The organism is Paraburkholderia phymatum STM815 (assembly GCF_000020045.1).
GTDB lineage: Bacteria > Pseudomonadota > Gammaproteobacteria > Burkholderiales > Burkholderiaceae > Paraburkholderia > Paraburkholderia phymatum.
In genome coordinates this window covers 2,097,929-2,114,441 of record NC_010622.1, presented here as the reverse complement: position 1 = coordinate 2,114,441, position 16,513 = coordinate 2,097,929, and the positions used below count along the sequence as shown (strand labels likewise).

13 protein-coding genes are annotated in these 16,513 nt (G+C 65.5%); 8 read left to right on the top strand and 5 right to left on the bottom strand.

Annotation, left to right across the window (positions count from 1 at the left end):
• Nucleotides 1-79: 79 nt before the first annotated feature.
• The gene (gene mdeB / locus BPHY_RS09390) at nt 80-2,815 is read left to right on the top strand and encodes an alpha-ketoglutarate dehydrogenase (RefSeq protein WP_012401237.1); all 2,736 of its coding nucleotides are present in this window, start codon (nt 80-82) and stop codon (nt 2,813-2,815) included.
• 6 nt (nt 2,816-2,821) lie between these two features.
• Here the strand turns inward: mdeB and BPHY_RS09385 are convergent, their stop codons facing one another.
• A complete protein-coding gene (locus tag BPHY_RS09385) occupies nt 2,822-3,247 on the bottom strand; it encodes an SgcJ/EcaC family oxidoreductase (RefSeq protein ID WP_012401236.1) in 426 nt (141 codons plus the stop codon).
• A gap of 88 nt (nt 3,248-3,335) precedes the next feature.
• A complete protein-coding gene (locus BPHY_RS09380; RefSeq protein ID WP_012401235.1) occupies nt 3,336-4,232 on the bottom strand; it encodes an EamA family transporter in 897 nt (298 codons plus the stop codon).
• 102 nt (nt 4,233-4,334) lie between these two features.
• Here BPHY_RS09380 and BPHY_RS09375 point away from each other — a divergent pair, with 102 nt between their 5' ends.
• From BPHY_RS09375 to BPHY_RS09365, 3 genes are all read left to right on the top strand, one after another.
• Nucleotides 4,335-5,240, top strand: coding sequence for a LysR substrate-binding domain-containing protein (locus BPHY_RS09375; protein WP_176061903.1), 906 nt, complete (start codon nt 4,335-4,337; stop codon nt 5,238-5,240).
• A gap of 209 nt (nt 5,241-5,449) precedes the next feature.
• Nucleotides 5,450-6,121: a TetR/AcrR family transcriptional regulator gene (locus tag BPHY_RS09370; protein WP_041763499.1), complete on the top strand. Its 672-nt coding sequence runs from the start codon at nt 5,450-5,452 to the stop codon at nt 6,119-6,121.
• A 170-nt stretch (nt 6,122-6,291) separates the two neighbouring features.
• Nucleotides 6,292-6,495, top strand: a complete 204-nt coding sequence (locus BPHY_RS09365; RefSeq protein ID WP_041763497.1) for a hypothetical protein — start codon at nt 6,292-6,294, stop codon at nt 6,493-6,495.
• A 79-nt stretch (nt 6,496-6,574) separates the two neighbouring features.
• Here BPHY_RS09365 and BPHY_RS39350 read toward each other — a convergent pair whose 3' ends face one another.
• The 3 genes from BPHY_RS39350 to BPHY_RS09350 all read right to left on the bottom strand — a co-directional run bounded on the left by BPHY_RS39350 (nt 6,575) and on the right by BPHY_RS09350 (nt 8,567).
• Entirely contained in the window at nt 6,575-6,736 is a 162-nt protein-coding gene (locus BPHY_RS39350; protein WP_012401231.1) for a DUF1328 domain-containing protein, read from the bottom strand.
• A gap of 277 nt (nt 6,737-7,013) precedes the next feature.
• Nucleotides 7,014-7,664 (bottom strand): LysE family translocator, encoded by a 651-nt coding sequence (locus BPHY_RS09355; RefSeq protein WP_012401230.1) that lies wholly within the window; start codon nt 7,662-7,664, stop codon nt 7,014-7,016.
• 87 nt (nt 7,665-7,751) lie between these two features.
• Nucleotides 7,752-8,567: a helix-turn-helix domain-containing protein gene (locus tag BPHY_RS09350; RefSeq protein ID WP_012401229.1), complete on the bottom strand. Its 816-nt coding sequence runs from the start codon at nt 8,565-8,567 to the stop codon at nt 7,752-7,754.
• Nucleotides 8,568-9,080: 513 nt separating this feature from the next.
• Here BPHY_RS09350 and BPHY_RS09345 point away from each other — a divergent pair.
• The 4 genes from BPHY_RS09345 (at nt 9,081) to BPHY_RS09335 (ending at nt 16,484) form a co-directional block, all read left to right on the top strand.
• Complete coding sequence (locus tag BPHY_RS09345) at nt 9,081-11,927, top strand: polysaccharide deacetylase family protein (RefSeq protein WP_012401228.1); 2,847 nt, start codon at nt 9,081-9,083, stop codon at nt 11,925-11,927.
• Nucleotides 11,917-13,404, top strand: a complete 1,488-nt coding sequence (locus BPHY_RS44010; RefSeq protein ID WP_322789021.1) for a hypothetical protein — start codon at nt 11,917-11,919, stop codon at nt 13,402-13,404. The genes BPHY_RS09345 and BPHY_RS44010 overlap by 11 nt, the downstream gene beginning before the upstream one ends.
• Nucleotides 13,405-13,503: 99 nt before the next feature.
• Complete coding sequence (locus BPHY_RS44005; protein ID WP_322789020.1) at nt 13,504-15,885, top strand: tetratricopeptide repeat protein; 2,382 nt, start codon at nt 13,504-13,506, stop codon at nt 15,883-15,885.
• Between the two features lie 47 nt (nt 15,886-15,932).
• Nucleotides 15,933-16,484, top strand: a complete 552-nt coding sequence (locus tag BPHY_RS09335) for a hypothetical protein (protein ID WP_012401227.1) — start codon at nt 15,933-15,935, stop codon at nt 16,482-16,484.
• Nucleotides 16,485-16,513 lie beyond the last annotated feature (29 nt).

The following is a 16,513-nucleotide window of genomic DNA, read 5'->3' as shown; positions in this document are numbered from 1 at the left end:
ACATTTTCCGGACGCATGGGTAAGCTGATGAGACCTTTTCGAGTCGCCTTTCACCCACGCTTTCTGCCGGAGTTGCGCCATGACGGATTTATCGAGCGGTGCCCGCCCCGTTGTTGCCTTGACCCAGGCTCGCATCGACAGCGATCCGCAGGAGACGGCCGAATGGCTCGCCGCGCTGGATGGCGTCGTGCAACATGTCGGCCTCGAGCGCGCGCAGTACCTGTTCGACCGGCTGGCGGCGCACGCGCTCGGCAATGGGGTCGCGACGGCGCGCGCGAACGTCACGCCCTACGCAAACACGATATCCGTCGATCAGCAGCCGCCTTATCCCGGCGACCTCGACACGGAAGAAAAGCTCGCCGCCGCGTTGCGCTGGAACGCGCTCGCGATGGTGGTGCGCGCCAATCGCGCGTACGGCGAATTGGGCGGCCACATTGCGAGCTATGCTTCGGCGGCTGATCTGTTCGAAGTCGGCTTCAATCACTTCTTCCGCGCCGCGAGCACTAGGCAAGACGGCAACGATGCGCGCGGCGGCGATCTCGTCTACTTCCAGCCGCATTCGTCGCCGGGCGTGTACGCGCGCGCGTTCCTCGAAGGCTTTCTGGACGAGACGCATCTGGAACACTATCGCCGCGAAATCGCCGGGCCGGGCTTGTGTTCGTATCCGCATCCGTGGCTGATGCCCGACTTCTGGCAGTTCCCGACGGGCTCGATGGGCATCGGTCCCATCAACGCGATCTACCAGGCGCGCTTCATGCGCTATCTGCAGAACCGCGGCCTCCTGAAGACGGAGGGCCGCAAGGTGTGGGGCTTCTTCGGCGACGGCGAGATGGACGAGCCGGAGTCGATCGGTGCGCTGTCGCTCGCGGCGCGCGAAGGGCTCGACAACCTCGTGTTCGTGATCAATTGCAATTTGCAGCGGCTCGACGGCCCCGTGCGCAGCAACGGCCGCATCATCGACGAACTCGAAGCGCAGTTCACGGGCGCCGGCTGGAACGTGATCAAGGTGCTGTGGGGCTCGGACTGGGATGCGCTGTTCGCACGCGACCGCACGGGCGCCTTGCTGCGCGCGTTTGCCCATACCGTCGACGGCCAGTTCCAGACCTTCTCGGCCAACGACGGCGCGTATAACCGCGAGCGCTTCTTCGGCCAGAATCCCGAGCTCGAGGCGCTCGCCGCGCATCTGAGCAACGACGATATCGACCGCTTGCGGCGCGGCGGCCACGACGTGCGCAAGCTGCACGCCGCGTATGACCGTGCGTTGAAGCATCGCGGCCAGCCCACGGTGATACTCGCGAAGACGATGAAGGGCTTCGGCATGGGCTCCATCGGCCAGGGGCGCATGACGACGCATCAGCAGAAGAAGCTCGACGTCGAGCAGCTGAAGGCGTTCCGCGACCGCTTCCGCCTGCCGTTGTCGGACGAGGACGTCGAGCAACTCAGGTTTTACAAGCCAGCAGAAAACAGCCCGGAAATGCAGTACCTGCATGCACGCCGGGTTGCCCTCGGAGGCTATCTGCCCAGAAGGCGGGCGGCGGCATCGCGGACACCGACCGTGCCCGCGCTGCCATCCTGGGGGCAATTCGCGCTGGAGGCGAACGGCAAGGAGATGTCGACCACGATGGCCGTCGTGCGCATGCTCGGCAGTCTGCTGAAGGACGCGTCGCTGGGCCCGCGTGTCGTGCCTGTCGTCGCCGATGAAGCGCGGACCTTCGGCATGGCGAACCTGTTCCGCCAGGTGGGCATCTATTCGCCGCTCGGCCAGTTGTATGAGCCGGAAGACATGGGCTCGATGCTGTACTACCGCGAAGACACGGGCGGCCAGATACTCGAAGAGGGTATTTCCGAAGCAGGGGCCGTGTCGTCGTGGATCGCCGCGGCCACGTCGTATAGCGTGCACGATCTCGCCATGCTGCCGTTCTACATCTACTACTCGATGTTCGGCTTCCAGCGCATCGGCGACCTGATCTGGGCGGCAGCGGACCAGCGCGCGCGAGGCTTCCTGATCGGCGCGACGGCGGGCAAGACGACGCTCGGCGGCGAAGGGCTTCAGCATCAGGACGGCACGAGTCATCTCGCGGCATCGACGGTGCCGAACTGCCGTTCATACGATCCCGCGTTTGCCTTCGAAGTCGCGCTGATCGTCGATGAAGGCATGCGGGAGATGCTCGAACGTCAGCGCGATGTGTTCTATTACCTGACCGTCACGAACGAGAACTACGCACAGCCTTCGCTGCCTGCAGCTGTGTCTGTCGATACCGTGCGGGAAGGCGTGCTGAAGGGGATGTATCCGCTCGATCAGGCATCGCTGGAAACGGCGCAGGTGCAATTGCTCGGCGCGGGCGCGATTCTCGGCGAAGTGCAGGCAGCCGCGCGCATGCTGAGGGACGACTGGAACATCCCGGCTGCCGTATGGAGCGTGACGAGCTTCACCGAACTGCATCGTAACGGCGTTGCAGCGGAACGTGCGGAGCGCCTCTTCGACGACGCGCAACACGCGTTGCCGTATGTGACGTCCGCGCTCGCTGCAGTGCGCGGCCCGGTGATCGCCGCGACCGACTATGTGCGCGCCGTGCCCGAACTGATCCGCGCGTATGTGCCGCGCCGCTACGTGACGCTCGGCACCGACGGCTTCGGGCGCAGCGACACGCGCGCTGCGCTGCGCGCGTTCTTCGAAGTGGATCGCGCGTCGATCGCGATTGCCGCGTTGAAGGCGCTCGCCGACGAGGGGGCGAGCGAACGCGACATCGTCAGGCAGGCGATCGACCGTTATGGCAAACGCGATGGGGACAACGGCGCGCCCTGGGAGAGGTGATGCGCGTCACATTTGCGGAGTTTGCGGAGTTTGCGCATGTTGCGCAGGTTGCGGCACGAGCAGATTGGCATCGCGCGCGAGCAGCCAGCGGCCGTCGGCCTCCTTGCGCAGAATGGTCATCGTGTTGCCGGCCAGGTGCATCGGCGGCGCGGAGCCGTCCTTCGGCGTGATGCTGATGGCGAGGCGCGAGCGCAGAAAGGCCCAGTCGCCCAGCACCTGAAGTTCGAGGATCTCGCTGTTGCCATCGATCGCGATGTTCTTCTGTCCCGCGGACGCCGCCATGAAGGCGGCTTTGCCGAACGGCTTCTGGCCGGGCACCATGAAAATCACATCGTCGGTCATCAGGCTCAGCACGGTTTCCGTGTCGCCTGCCTTGCTGGCGTCGAGCCAGGTGTCGATCAGCTGGCGGATGGCGCGCTCGTCGTCGGTCATGATGGGGTCCTCGCGGTCGGGATTCGGTCAGTCGATGCGTCGATTCTAGCCGCACGACCTCGCGCATCATTCGGACCCGATGGTCCGCTCATCGCGACGTGACGATCACACCGACGCTCGCACTCACGACGAACAGCGTGCCCGCCAGCTGCAGCGCCGTCATCGGCTGATGCAGTACGACGAAGCCCGCGAGCGCGCCGATCGCCGGTTCGATGCTCATCAGAATGCCGAACGACGAAGCGGGCATGTGGCGCAGCGCAATCATTTCCAGCGCGTAGGGCAAAAGCGGCACGAGCACGGCAAGGCCGGCCGTGGCGGCGAATTGCACCGGCGCGATATGCACGCCATGCTCGGCGAGGCCGAAGGGCGTCGCGACGAGCGCTGCCGCGACAAGCGAGACCGACAGGCCTTCGAGCCCATTGAAGAGCGCGCCCGTCTTTTTCATCAGCACGATATAGCTGCCCCAACCGCACGCCGCGCCCGCCGCCAGCAACATGCCGACGGGCTCGCCGATCCAGCCTGCGCGATCGCGCGCGAGCAGCAGCACGCCCGCGACCGCGAGCAGCGGCCACAGCAGCGCGCCCGGACGGCGCACAGCGAGCGTCGCGACCGTCAGCGGGCCGAGAAAGTCGATCGCGACGGCGAGGCCGAGCGGAATGCGTTCGATCGCCGAGAAAAAGCACAGCGTCATGCCCGCCATCGCCACGCCGAGCACCCCCGCCGCGAGCCAGTGCGCACGGGAATAGGTGCGCCACTTCGGACGCACGACGATGGCCAGAATGACGGCCGCCCACGCGAGCCGCAGCCACGTCGTGCTGAGCGCGCCGAATGCGTCCATCGTCGGCGCTGACAGTGCGGCGCCGAACTGGACACACGACATCGACATCAGGCCGAGCAGCGCGGCAACGCCGATGTGGCGCGTCTGCGCGGCGGGCGAGGGCGGGGCGTCGAAGGTGACGGATTGGGCGAGCGTCGAGTCTTTCATGTGTGTGGAGCGTGGCGTGCAACGGGCGATGAACGGTCATCATATCGGCGAAAAGCGGCTTAAGATAAGCTGATATTTCTTATGCCGATATAACGGATGCTGATGATGCGCGACTTCGACAACAGTCTTCTCCGCGCCTTCGTGACGGTCGCCGAAACGGGCGCCGTCAGTGCGGCGGCCGTACGCCTCGCCCGCACGCAGGCGGCCGTCAGCATGCAGTTGCGTCGCCTCGAGGACGACATCGGCCAGCGCCTGCTGGAACGCTCGCCGCGCGGCGTGCGCCTGACGGATGCGGGGCACCGGCTGCTGCCCTATGCACACGCAATCCTCGGCGCAGGCGAGGACGCGCGGCGCGCGCTCGAAGTCGGTGACGTGGCGGGCACCGTGCGCCTCGGCATGCTCGAGGACGTGGCCGTCGGCCGTTTGCCGCGCGCGTTGCGGCGCTTCTCGGCCGCGCATCCGCAGGTCGCGCTGGAGATTGTCGTCGATGCCAGTGCAGCACTGTCTCAACGTCTTGTCGACGGCGGGCTCGACGTGCTGGTCGGCGATCCCGCGATGGTCGACGCGACGCCGCTCGTCACCTGGACGCAGCCGCTGTTCTGGGTCGGCGCGCGCGGCTGCCTGCTCGATCCCGATACGCCATTGCCACTCGTCGCATTCGGCGGCACATGTCTGTGGCAGCAGCAGGTGATGACGATCTTGCGGCGCGCGGGTCTCGCGTGGCGTGTCGTGTGCACGAGTACGAGCCTGCCCGCGGTGCAGTCGGCCGTGGAGGCGGGGCTTGGCGTATCGGTGCTGCTCGACGGCAATATCCGGCACGACACGATGCGCGTGCTCGGCGCGTCCGACGGCTTGCCGGAGCCGCCAGCCGCAGACCTCGGCCTGTTCGTGCGGCATGCGGTGAGCACGCAGGAAACAGCCGTCGATGCGTTGCAGCGTTTTCTGTGCGAGGAGCTCGACCTCGGGCTCGGCCTCGTCGACCGTTCGTCGAGCGCGGCGCGCCGCTAGCCGAGCGCACACGCCGAGCACACGTGTAGGGGACGCGCCGCCTGTCGATTCGCCCGCAAGGGCGTGATACCCTCGCTTCGACGGGATCGCACTGAAGCATCCCACGATGCCACAATCGACTTGACCGATGCAGACTGCATGCGTCAACGCTCATGCGCGGTGACGTTGCGCATTCAACCAGATCAATTTCATTCATGCACGGAGTATCTTTGCCCACGAGTCCACCGTCGCGTCGGCGGCCCAAGCAGGCGCGCGCCGAATTCGCGCTCGACAGCATTCTGGAAGCCGCTGCCCGCACGCTCGAAGCGCATGGTAAAGCAGGGCTGACGACACAGCGTGTCGCCGATACGGCGGGTTTCAGTATCGGCGCGATCTATCAGTACTTTCCGAACAAGGAAGGCTTGATCGAAGCGCTTGCACGACGCGAGCTCGAACGCCTGACGGCGATGATGAAAGAGGCACTCACCCAGCCGGCGCCGTTCGGCACGGGGCTCAACGCGCGCCGCATCATGCGCGTGGTGGCGGCGTTCATCGGCGACCGGCCACGCCTTTACGGCATCTTGCGCGCGGAGTGGGCAGAAGCCGCGCCCGATACGCCAGTCGGACAGGGCATGCGGCGCTACTTTGAATTGATTGCGGGCACGCTGAACCGGGAGAGTCCTGAGCTGGGCAAGCGGGTCGGTAGCGACGAAGCGCGCTTCGTGCTGTTTCGCGCGATTTCCGGCGTGCTGCTTGCCACGGCGCAGGAGCGTCCGCATTACTTCGGCACCGACGCCTTCGAAGACGAAATGGTGCGCCTGATTCTCGGCTTTCTGAACTACGACCTGAGCCAGGACATGCCGCGCCTCGCGCGAGAGGGTGACAGTTTTACAAGCGCGTGAAAGTTGGCACGTTTCGGCGATAAACAACGGCGCGCTTGCGGCACCTTTCCCGTTGATGCCATATTGAGCGTCCGATGGCAGCCAGCACGGGCCATCTTCAGCACATATCAATGCGATGCTGCCGCGACGATGGGAGTCGATCTGCGCGGACGGTGCGGGCGGGGAAAGGCATGAACCATCATCAGCTTGAGTCGGATATCGGGCATCTGGAGTACATGCTGGCGCGCATTTCAGGCACGGATCCGCTTCCGCTGTCGTACTGGCGCAAACGCGTCGACGACGTGAGCGCCGCCGCCTGCCTGCCCGTGCAAAAGAGCCGCGCAAGAAGGCTTGACGAAGCGCTGAGCGTGCTCGAAATCCGCGCGGGCGCCTGAACCGGCCGCCAGAGCGATTGCAAGCGAACGCGCGGCCCAGCGCGCGTCCCCTCGCTCAGCGATGGCTTTGCCCGCAGTTTCAGCGTCTGATCACGCCCATGAGCAGCGTGACGAGAAAGATCACGATAAAGATAAAGAACAGCACCTTCGCTATTTCAGCAGCGCCTGAGGCAATGCCACCGAATCCGAAGACGGCGGCAATAATGGCAATGACGAAGAAGATGGCAGCGTATCGAAGCATGGAATCCTCCATCGAAGTATGACTGAACGGATCGATGCAATGAACGATCCTCGGGCGCGGAAACCGCGTCGGCAGACACAGGCGCCGCCGTCACGGCATGGAGCAACACCCATGCCTATCGACACAGCGCGGGCGGCAACCCGATATCGGCGACATGAAAAGGATACGCCAGGCAGCTGTTGCGGCGGTGCGGGTATCGCGGCTTCACGGATATCGATGATGTCCCGGCGTCAACCGGCGGCGATGGGTGATGCGGCATGGTCGCCGATCAACATCTTCATAACCACTGGCGCGCGAGCATCGCCAGCACGCTTGCTGCGATCGCGAGCAATACGGCGCCCGTCACGCGCTCGATCGACGCGCTGTGGCGCGTGAAGCGCGCGACGACAGCCGGATGTCCGATGCTCATTGCCACGAGCAGATCCCAGCCGAACACGGCCACGAACATCCACGCGCCGTAGACGATCTGTGCGCCGAAGGGCGCGTCGCGAGCCGCGAGCAACGCGAACAGGCTGGCATAGAAGAGCGCGTTCTTCGGATTGAGAATCGCGGAGGCGAAGCCTGTGGCAAAGCGTGCAAGCCAGGCGCTTGCCGTTGGCGCGGAAGTGCGATCCTGACCGTGCGTGCCGATCGACGCGGCTCTGGCATGCCGCAGCATCAATCCGCCCAGATAGAACAGATACACGCAGCCTGCCGCCTGGACGAGCGCGAACGCGGTGCCGTGCCGATGCAGCGCGGCCACACCGCCGAGCGCGAGTGCAATGAACACGCCATTCGCGCAGGCGATGCCGAAGCATACGGCGCCCGTCTTACGCCATCCGCGCAACAGCGCGCTGCGTGCGATCAGAAAGAAGTCCGGACCTGGGCTGAGCAGCGCAAGCAGATGCGCGCCCGCGACCATTGCGAATTGCTGAAGAGAAAGACCCATCTCGACTCCTTGTGTGTGCCGGGAGTCTGCTGGACGGGCGCGTGGAGATATTGAAGAAAAGTGCGCGCCGTTACGCCGTTGCTGTGCTCATGGGCCGACGGCGCGGCGGTAAGCGCCGGGCGTCATCGCGACGCGCTCCTTGAATGCGCGCTGGAAATGCGCCTGATCCGCGAAGCCGAGATCATGTGCGACGGCCGTGAGCGCGCATCCATCGCGCAACAGGCGGCGTGCCGCGTTGATGCGCAGATCCAGTTGATACGCGTGCGGCGCCATGCCTGTCGCGGCGCGAAACGCGCGAATGAACGCATAGCGGCTCATGCCAGCCATCTGCGCGAGTTGCTCGATGGGCAGGCGTTCGTCATACGCGTCATGTAGCAGATCCATGATCCGTCTCAGGCGATCAACTGCGACGCGCGGCACGGGCGGGACGTTGCGCGCCTCGCCGAGCCAGGAGCGTCCGCCGACGAAAAGAATCAGCGCCGCTTCTTTTTCCGCACTGTCTGCGTTCGAGAACAGCAGCCGGTTCAGTGCGCAATAACGCTGGTACGCATCGCGGTCCCGATTGATCGACGGACGCGCGAGCACGTCGTCGGCATTCGCAGTGCCGCTCTCGCGCAGCACCGCGCTCGCCCACGCGACATCGAGATGAAGCATCTGATAGCTCCACGCGCTGTCCGTATCGGGATTGCACGCGTGGACCCGCGTGGCAGGAATCAGCACGAGGCTGCCCGGGCCGAGGCGCGCGCGATCGTCGCCGCATACGTAATGGCTGTGGCCGCTGTCGACAGCGCCGATGGACAGCGTGTCGTGCGTGTGCGGGACGTAGCACGCGCGCGAGCCGAAAGCGAGCCGGCTTTCCACGAACGGCAGTTGCGGGTCGCGCCAGTAACATTGATCGTTCATGATCCGATGATCGCATAAACGCAGCCCAGTGGGAGTTGCACCGCATTGCAACCGCGAAATCGTTTGCGCGCCTTTCAGTTGTTCACAATTGCACTTTTAAATGACTCTGTTGTGCATGAAATAGTGGGCAATACCGTGGCAACGGAATAGAAAAATAACGAAAGCCAATTATCAACTCGTGATTATTGCGTTAAACGTTTGCGAGCCTTTCTCAGTATAAATGGATATTCTGGAAGCAAGCGGGCAGGGCGTTTGCAGCCTCGTGATATTTTTGCGACACCTCTTCCCAGCACGGCAGAACGCGTTAAAATGCGCGCCGATTCACAGAGACAGCGTTTCATATCTTCTGGTCTTTCCAGTGTCAGATTTTCATTCGTGCCGTGCATCCCGATATTTGACATTTCGGCATGCACTGCTGATCGAGGGGTAAATCCCGAAAAAACCGAATCTTTAAAGTCGGTCGGTAAAAAGCAATAACCGAAAGAAAAAAATCGTACGCGAGCGGGGATTCAAATGATATTCGAAGCGCAATCGGCGCTCGACGGGGTGTTGCAAGGCGTCGGCCAGGCAGGGCACGGCGCGATGATGGCGCGACCGCGCGCGCTCGTGCGTGCGCTGGCGCACGTCCGCGTGGTTGCGCTGGCGGCCTCTGCCGCGTTCGCGACGCATGGCGTCGCCGTGCACGCTCAGTCGCCGACCGCGCAGCCGTCCGCTCAGTTGCACGCACAAGCATCGGGCGACGCGCAGGCGCCGCGCATCAACATCGCGTTCTTCTATGGCTCGCGCGTGCCCGTCGGCGAATTGCAGGCCTTCGATGCCGTCGTGATCGATCCCGCCAGCGGATTCGATCCTGCCGCTCATCCGTTGCGCCATACCGTCTGGCTCGCGCGCACGCTCGCCGAGACCCCGCAAACGACACCCGGCGCGTTCGTCGGCACGCAAATCGAGCCGCTATGGAAGCGCGGCTATCGCGGCTTCCTGCTCGACACGCCCGTAGCGATTGCATCGCTCGACGCGATCCGCGCCGCGCATCCCGACGCACGACTCGTGATCGGCGGCGACGCTGCGTTGCAGGCCGCGCTGCCGCACGCGAACGCGCTGTATGCAGTCGTCGGCCCGCCGCTCCTGCGCGACGCACAGAACGGCAGCGTCGCCGCGAGCGAGCGCGAGGCTCGCCTTGCCGCTGCGCGCCGCTTCACGCAAACGACAGGCGTGCCCGTCGTGTCGATCGAAACCTGTCCCGCCGACGACCGCGTGTGCGCGCGCACGACGGCCGCGCAGGTGCTCGCCGCCGGCGTCACGCCGTACGTGTCGAATGCGTCGATGAACGTGATCGGAGTCGGCGGGATCGAGGTGCTGCCCCGCAAGGTGCTGATCGTGCAGGACAGCGAGGCCGAGCTGCCGCTCGACGAAACGCCCGGCGTGCGCGATCTGGCGACGCCGCTCAATTATCTCGGCTACGACGTCGAGTACGCGAACGTCAACGAGCCGTTGCCCGACGGCATCACGCCCGACCGCTACGCGGGCGTCGTCGCGTGGCTGCAGGGCGACGAGACCGCGAACAGCGGTGCGTGGCGCACGTGGGTCGATGCGCGCATGGCCGCGCACGTACCCGTCGTGTTCATGGGCCAGTTCGGTTTCGACGCGGCGGAAGACGAAGGCCGCGCGCTCGATCTGCAAGCCGTCGCGGGCCCGTTCGCCGACAAGATCGAAGCCGTGTCGCGCGATCCGATGGTCGGTTTCGAAGTCGATCCGAAGCTCGGTGCGCGCGACTTGACGGGGGTGCAAGTCGGAAGCGCGAGCAAATCGCTGCTGCGCGTGAAGAGCGGCGAAGCGACGCTCGACCCGATCGCGATCACGCCGTGGGGCGGCTTCGCGATGAGCCCGTACACGGTCGTGTCGCTCAATGGCATCGGTCAGGAGCGCTGGGCGATCCAGCCCATCGAGTTTCTGCGTCAGGCGCTGCGTCTGCAGGCGATGCCATCGCCGAGCGTCACCACGGAAAACGGCCGGCGGCTGTTCATGTCGCACGTAGACGGCGACGGCTTCGCATCGCGTGCGGAATTTCCGGGCGCCGACTACTCGGGCGAAGCGCTGTATCAGCAGATCTTCACGCGCTACAAGGTGCCGATGACGCTGTCGGTGATCGAGGGCGAAGTGGGGCCGAAGGGCCTGTATCCGCAGATCTCCCCGCGCCTGGAAGCGATCGCGCGCAAGATGTTTGCGTTGCCCTACGTCGCGATTGGCACGCACACGTACTCGCATCCGTTCGAATGGGAGAACGTCGACGCGAAAACGGGCGAGCGCGTGGACCGCGGCGGCGGCGACACGGCGTTCTCGCTGAGCATTCCGAACTACACATTCAATATCGATCGGGAAGTGACGGGCTCGATCGATTACATCGACTCGCGCCTCGCGCCTCCAGGCAAGAAGGTGACGATCCTGCAATGGCCAGGCAACTGCGAGCCGCCCGCGATCGTCGTGCGCAAGACTTATCAGGCAGGCGTCGATAATGTGAATGGCGGCGACACCGTCATCACGAAGAGCGCGAACAGCTGGACCAACATCGCGCCCATTGGCGTGATGAAAGGGCCGGGCGCGTATCAGGTGTACGCGCCCAACCAGGACGAGAACGTCTACACGAACGATTGGCTCGGGCCGTTCTATGGCTTCACGCGTGTCCTCGAAACCTTCGACATGACGGACAAGCCGCTGCGCTTCAAGCCGATCGACATCTATTACCACATGTACAGCGGCACGAAGGTCGCGTCGCTGCGCGCGCTCGACGAGATCTTCGCGACGGTGCTCAAGCAGCCCGTGCTGCCCGTGCACATGACGGACTATGCGCACAAGGTGCTCGACTGGCGCTCGTTCGCTGTCGCGCGTTCGGTGCAGAGCGAGGCGACCAACGCGAAGTCGAATGACTGGCTCGTGCGCGGCAACGGCGAGGTGCGCGAACTGCACTGGCCGCGGCCGACAGCGCCCGACCTGCACGCATCGCCCGGCGTGACGGGTTATGCGCCAGGTCCGGACGGCATATATATCCACATCACGGATGGCGCGGCACGCGTGTCGTTCGACGAAACGGGCGCGCTCCCGAAGGCGGGTCCGCTGCCGTACATCGCGGAAGCGAACGGTTTCGTGCGTGACTTCAAGCGCGATGGCAAGGGTCTGTCGTTCGAATTCGGCGGGTACTACGAGCCGTTCGTGAAGCTCGCGAATGCACAGACCTGCAGCGCCAGCGTCGCCGGCCGCCCGGTGCCGCTCAAACGCGAAGGCATCTACGCACGCTTCGACACGCCGCCCGTCAACGCGCTCGAAGTCCAATACCAGCCCGTCGAGATCCGCTGTGAACGATAAAACGAACGACAAACGTCCCCGTATCGTTCCGCCGTGGCTCATCTACACGCTCGCGGGCGTGGTAGTCGTGACGATGTACGGCGTGTCGCCAAGCGGCGGCCTGCGCCAGCGCGTCGCGTCCGTCGGTGCGCCGAACGAACTGAGCGTCGCGTATCTGGAAGCATGGTCGCGAGTGCGTCCCGACAATGAAGAGTTTCTTTCGCTGCTCGGCGCGCAGTATCTGTATCTGGGCCGCACCGACGACGCCGAACGCATCGCCGCACGCATGGAGACGCTCGGCACGGACGACATGCTGCGCAGCGCGATGATGCTGCATCTGTCGGTGACGGAGCAGCGGACCTTCGCGATTCCCGAAGACGATCCGCGCCGCGCGTCCGCGCTAGAGGATCTGCGCGCGCGTCTGACGCAGGCTTCGAAGCTGCCGTGGGCGCCGAGGGATCTCGAGTGGCTCGCGCAGCGTTGCGCCGCTGTCGGCATGCCCGATCTTGCTGCGCATCTATATGCACGGCTGTCGGCGAACGATCCCGACGGCCGCGACAAATGGGACACGCAGATCACGCGTTACGCGCTGCAGGTCGGCGACTATCGTGCGGCGGCCGATGCCTGGTTCCGCCAGCAGGCCACGGCGCAGACGCGCGATGAACAGCGCCGCTGTTTCGTCGCGGGCATTCGCACGCTTCAGTCGGGCAATCTGCTGAACGAGGCACTCACGGCCGCCGACGCGCATCTCGGCCCGCTCGCCGACGATCCCGCGACGCTCGTCGCGATGCTCAATCTCGCGCGCGCGGCGAACCGCCCGGATGCCGTCGACCGTTATGCGAAGCTGCTGGCGAAGTACGCGCTGGCCGAACCGGGGTTGCCGCCCGGCGAGCAACTGCGCGCAGCGGCGCAGGCGACGTATGCCTATATGGATGGCCCCGTCGCCTATCGCCGTCTCGATGCGCACGGCCGCCTGCGTGACGCGACGCGCGTGTCCGCCGAACGCAAGCAGGGCAGTGTGCGAGTGTTCCGCGTTGCAACGGCGGTCTCAGTGCCTCAAGCCACAAGCGGCGCAGCGGGCCTGGACGACGCAACGCGGGCCGCGCTCCGTTCAGACCCGAGCGTTGCCGGCGTCGTGTTCCAGGCGTTCGTCGAATCGGGCGATCTGGCGAGCGCGCAGAAGGTCGCCGTGCAGCAGGTGCAGCGCGATCCGCGCGCCGTCGACTGGGTCAAGCGTGTTGCGCAGGTCGCGGAATGGAATCGCGATCCGTCGCTCGCGCTGAAGTCGTGGCTCGACTATGCGCAACTGTCGAACGATCAGGTCGGCTGGCAGAACGTGCTGCGCATCGCGCCGATGCTCGACGACGACGAAGCGTATCTCACGGCGCTCGTGCACGAGGCGCGCGCGACGCCGAACGATTTGACGCTCATCGACAGCGTAACGGCCACCTACGAACGGCTGGGCCGCCCCGACGACGGCCTCGCGTTCCTGCGCTAGCTGCCGCGCGCGCAGAACGCCGACGCGCTTGACCAGCGCATCGGTCAGCTGGCCGAACGCGCGGGCCACGACGACCAGGCGCTTGCGACGTATCGCGCGGTGCAGGCGCGTCATCCCGACGATGCGAATGCGGCGCTTCGCACCGCGAGCGTGCAGTACCGTCAGGGCGACTATCGCGCGGCGTTGGCCGCGCTGCAGATGGCGCGCGCCGGCGCGAAAGACACCGACGAAGACTTCTGGCGCAACTACGCGGAACTCGCGCGCCTCCTGCAACGGGACGAGGACGCGAACGAAGCGTACGGGCATCTGATCGCGAGCGGCGCGGCGACGCCCGAAGACCTCGGCGACATGACGTACTTCTACGATCCCTATCCGATCGATGCCGGCCGCGTCGCCGAGTTGCGCTATCGCCGCGATCATACGGTTCGCGCATTGCAGGACGCGATCTTCTATTACACCGACGCGCAGGCGATGGACCGCATCGCGACGCTGCTCGCGAGTCTCACACCCGAGCAGCGCAGGGCAGCAGAGGCATCGCCGGCGCTGCTCGGCGTGCGCGCCGAATACTATCGCCTCGTTAACGAGCCGCAGATGGCGCTGGCCGATCTGAAGCGCGCCGTCGACCTGCCCGGCGCAAGTTCCGATCTGCGCGCCGCGTACCTGTGGACGCTCGTCGATTACGGCGGCGACGGCGATCTGCGCGAAGCGTTGAAGCGCTGGCGCGGTAGTGCCGATCATAGCTCGGCATTGTGGGAGCCGTATGCCGCCGCCGAAATGCGCCTGAACCGGCCCGTCGCCGCGCTCGAATATCTGCGGCGCCAGTCGGCGATGATGTCGCGCGACCCATTGTGGCTGCTCACCTACGCCGATGCGCAGGAGCAGGCGGGCCACGACGGTCTCGCATGGTCGATCCGCAAGAAGGTGTGGCTGCAGATGCAGCAAGACGAAGCGCGGCTCGTGAAACTGCACGGCGCGCAGCGCGCGGCGATGCGCGGCCGCACCGCGCAGGATGCCGAAACGCTCGACGACCTGCGTGGCCGCCGCGTGACGCTCTCTGCCGACTACGCGACAGGCGATGCGTCGGCGGCACTGCTCGACAGTCTGACGTCGGCGAAGCCGGCATCTACGGACAACGCAATCGCGCGCCGCACGATGATCGGCGCGGCAAAGGGCTTGCCGGGCGGCGCGCCGATGGATGGCGCCGCGTTGCCCGAGAATGTGCGGGTGCGCGGCGCCGTCGCCAAGGAAGTGGCCGTGGCGTGGGCCTTGTCGAAGGAAAGCAATCCGCTCGCGAAGCGCTGGCTCGCGCAACAGTACGCGGAACGTCTGTCGCGTCCCGCCGATGCGCGGCTCACGATTGCCCTCGCCGAGAACGATATTCCGGAGATGGAGCGGCTGCTTGCGCAGGCGCGCTCGCGCCTGCCCGTCAACGACCGTATCGACGCGACAATCGCCGTCGACCGGCCCGACCGCGCGCAGCAACTCGCCTTCAATGCGCTCGACGGTGCACCCGAAGACACCGACCTGCATACGCGCGTGACGGAAACCACGCTCGACTGGCCGCAGTACCTCGGCGCCGACGTGACCAACCATATCGAGCATCCGCTCGATTACGTCGAGACGACGCTCGCGGCGAGCCGCAAGGTGGCCGAGCGTTATCTCGTCGGCGTGACGGCCGTTCAGCACTTCCAGCACTCGACGGATATCACGCAACTGACCAACGTGCCGTCCGTCGACCGCTGGCTCAACCTCTACGGCGAACGCCGCACGCGCGACACGTCGTTCACGATCACGGGTGGACGACGCATCGGTTCGGCCGCTTTCTACACGCTGGATCTCGCCGCCGACGTGGGGCGGAACTCGCCGCTGACCTTCGGCGTGCGCGCCGGCCGCAACCAGGTCGCCGACGAAAACCAGACGCTGCTGGTGGGCGGCATGAAGGACAACCTGATCGGCGACTTCACGTATCGCGCGACGGAACGCATCACGTTCACGGGCAGCATCGAGGCGGACCGCTTCTATAGCCAGGCGCGCCATTATCTCGGCAGCGGCGTGCTGTCCACGGGCGAAGTGAGCTACCGCATCCGCACGGCCTATCCCGACTACACGCTGCGCGCGCTGATCACGCATGGCGCCTACGGCGCGAGCGGCAGCGCCGACGCGCTGATGACGAACCTGCTGCCGACCGCGTTGCAGCCCGCGTCGCCGCAAGACTTCATGCCCGACACCTACACGCAGTACGGCTTCTTCTTCAGCTTCGGCGACGAATTGCTCGAGCAGTACACGCATGCATGGCGACCGTTTCTCGACGTCGGCATCGTGCACGACTCGATCCAGGGCTGGGGGCCGGACGTGAGTCTCGGCATTGCGGGCACCGTGTTCGGCGGCGATCACGCAGCCGTGTTTTTGCAGCATCAGCGCGTGTCGAAGGTCGGCACGCCCGTGACGATACTCGGCGCGCGCTATCGGTGGTTCTACTGAAGCCGCGACACACTGAGCGAAAAACGACTTTTCTGAGGAGTGGTTCGATGAGCAACATCAACGGGTGGTCTCGTTTGATCAAATGGGTGGCGGCCATAGCCGCGTCGGCGCTGGTGCTCGGCGCATGCGGAACGGTCCGCCAGGCGGGGTCGCCTTCGCTCGCATCGAAGGATGCCGTCGCCGTGGTCACGATGGCGAACTTCACCGAAACGCCGGCGGCGGGCAGCAGCGCGTCCGCCATCGCGGCGAATGCGTTGCGCGCGAACGGTTTCGCCGATGTGCGCCTCGCGCCCGTCGATGCGTCGGCGAACGCGATGTTCGATACCGCGCAGCGCGATATCGGCGAGAAGAAGCTGGCGTGGGCGCGCGAGCAGCATGTGAAGTACGTGCTCACGGGCGCCGTCGAAGAGTGGCGCTACAAGGTCGGCGTCGACGGCGAGCCCGTTGCGGGCGTGACGTTCGAGCTGATCGACGTGGCGTCGGGCCAGGTCGTGTGGAGCGCGACGGGTTCGAAGAGCGGCTGGACGCGTTCGAGCCTCTCGAGCGTCGCTTCGTCGCTGATCGGCAGCCTGCTGTCGCCGCTGCACACGCGCGGCTGATGCGCGGGCGCGCAAGCACGGGCGTGAGC

Coding starts and splice junctions, on each gene's coding strand:
- BPHY_RS09345 (WP_012401228.1), top strand. CDS start 9,081: ATGATATTCGAAGCGCAATCGGCGCTCGACGGGGTGTTGCAAGGCGTC.
- BPHY_RS09380 (WP_012401235.1), bottom strand. CDS start 4,232: ATGAAAGACTCGACGCTCGCCCAATCCGTCACCTTCGACGCCCCGCCC.
- BPHY_RS09355 (WP_012401230.1), bottom strand. CDS start 7,664: ATGGGTCTTTCTCTTCAGCAATTCGCAATGGTCGCGGGCGCGCATCTG.
- BPHY_RS09365 (WP_041763497.1), top strand. CDS start 6,292: ATGAACCATCATCAGCTTGAGTCGGATATCGGGCATCTGGAGTACATG.
- BPHY_RS09350 (WP_012401229.1), bottom strand. CDS start 8,567: ATGAACGATCAATGTTACTGGCGCGACCCGCAACTGCCGTTCGTGGAA.
- mdeB (WP_012401237.1), top strand. CDS start 80: ATGACGGATTTATCGAGCGGTGCCCGCCCCGTTGTTGCCTTGACCCAG.
- BPHY_RS39350 (WP_012401231.1), bottom strand. CDS start 6,736: ATGCTTCGATACGCTGCCATCTTCTTCGTCATTGCCATTATTGCCGCC.
- BPHY_RS09335 (WP_012401227.1), top strand. CDS start 15,933: ATGAGCAACATCAACGGGTGGTCTCGTTTGATCAAATGGGTGGCGGCC.
- BPHY_RS09385 (WP_012401236.1), bottom strand. CDS start 3,247: ATGACCGACGACGAGCGCGCCATCCGCCAGCTGATCGACACCTGGCTC.
- BPHY_RS09375 (WP_176061903.1), top strand. CDS start 4,335: ATGATGCGCGACTTCGACAACAGTCTTCTCCGCGCCTTCGTGACGGTC.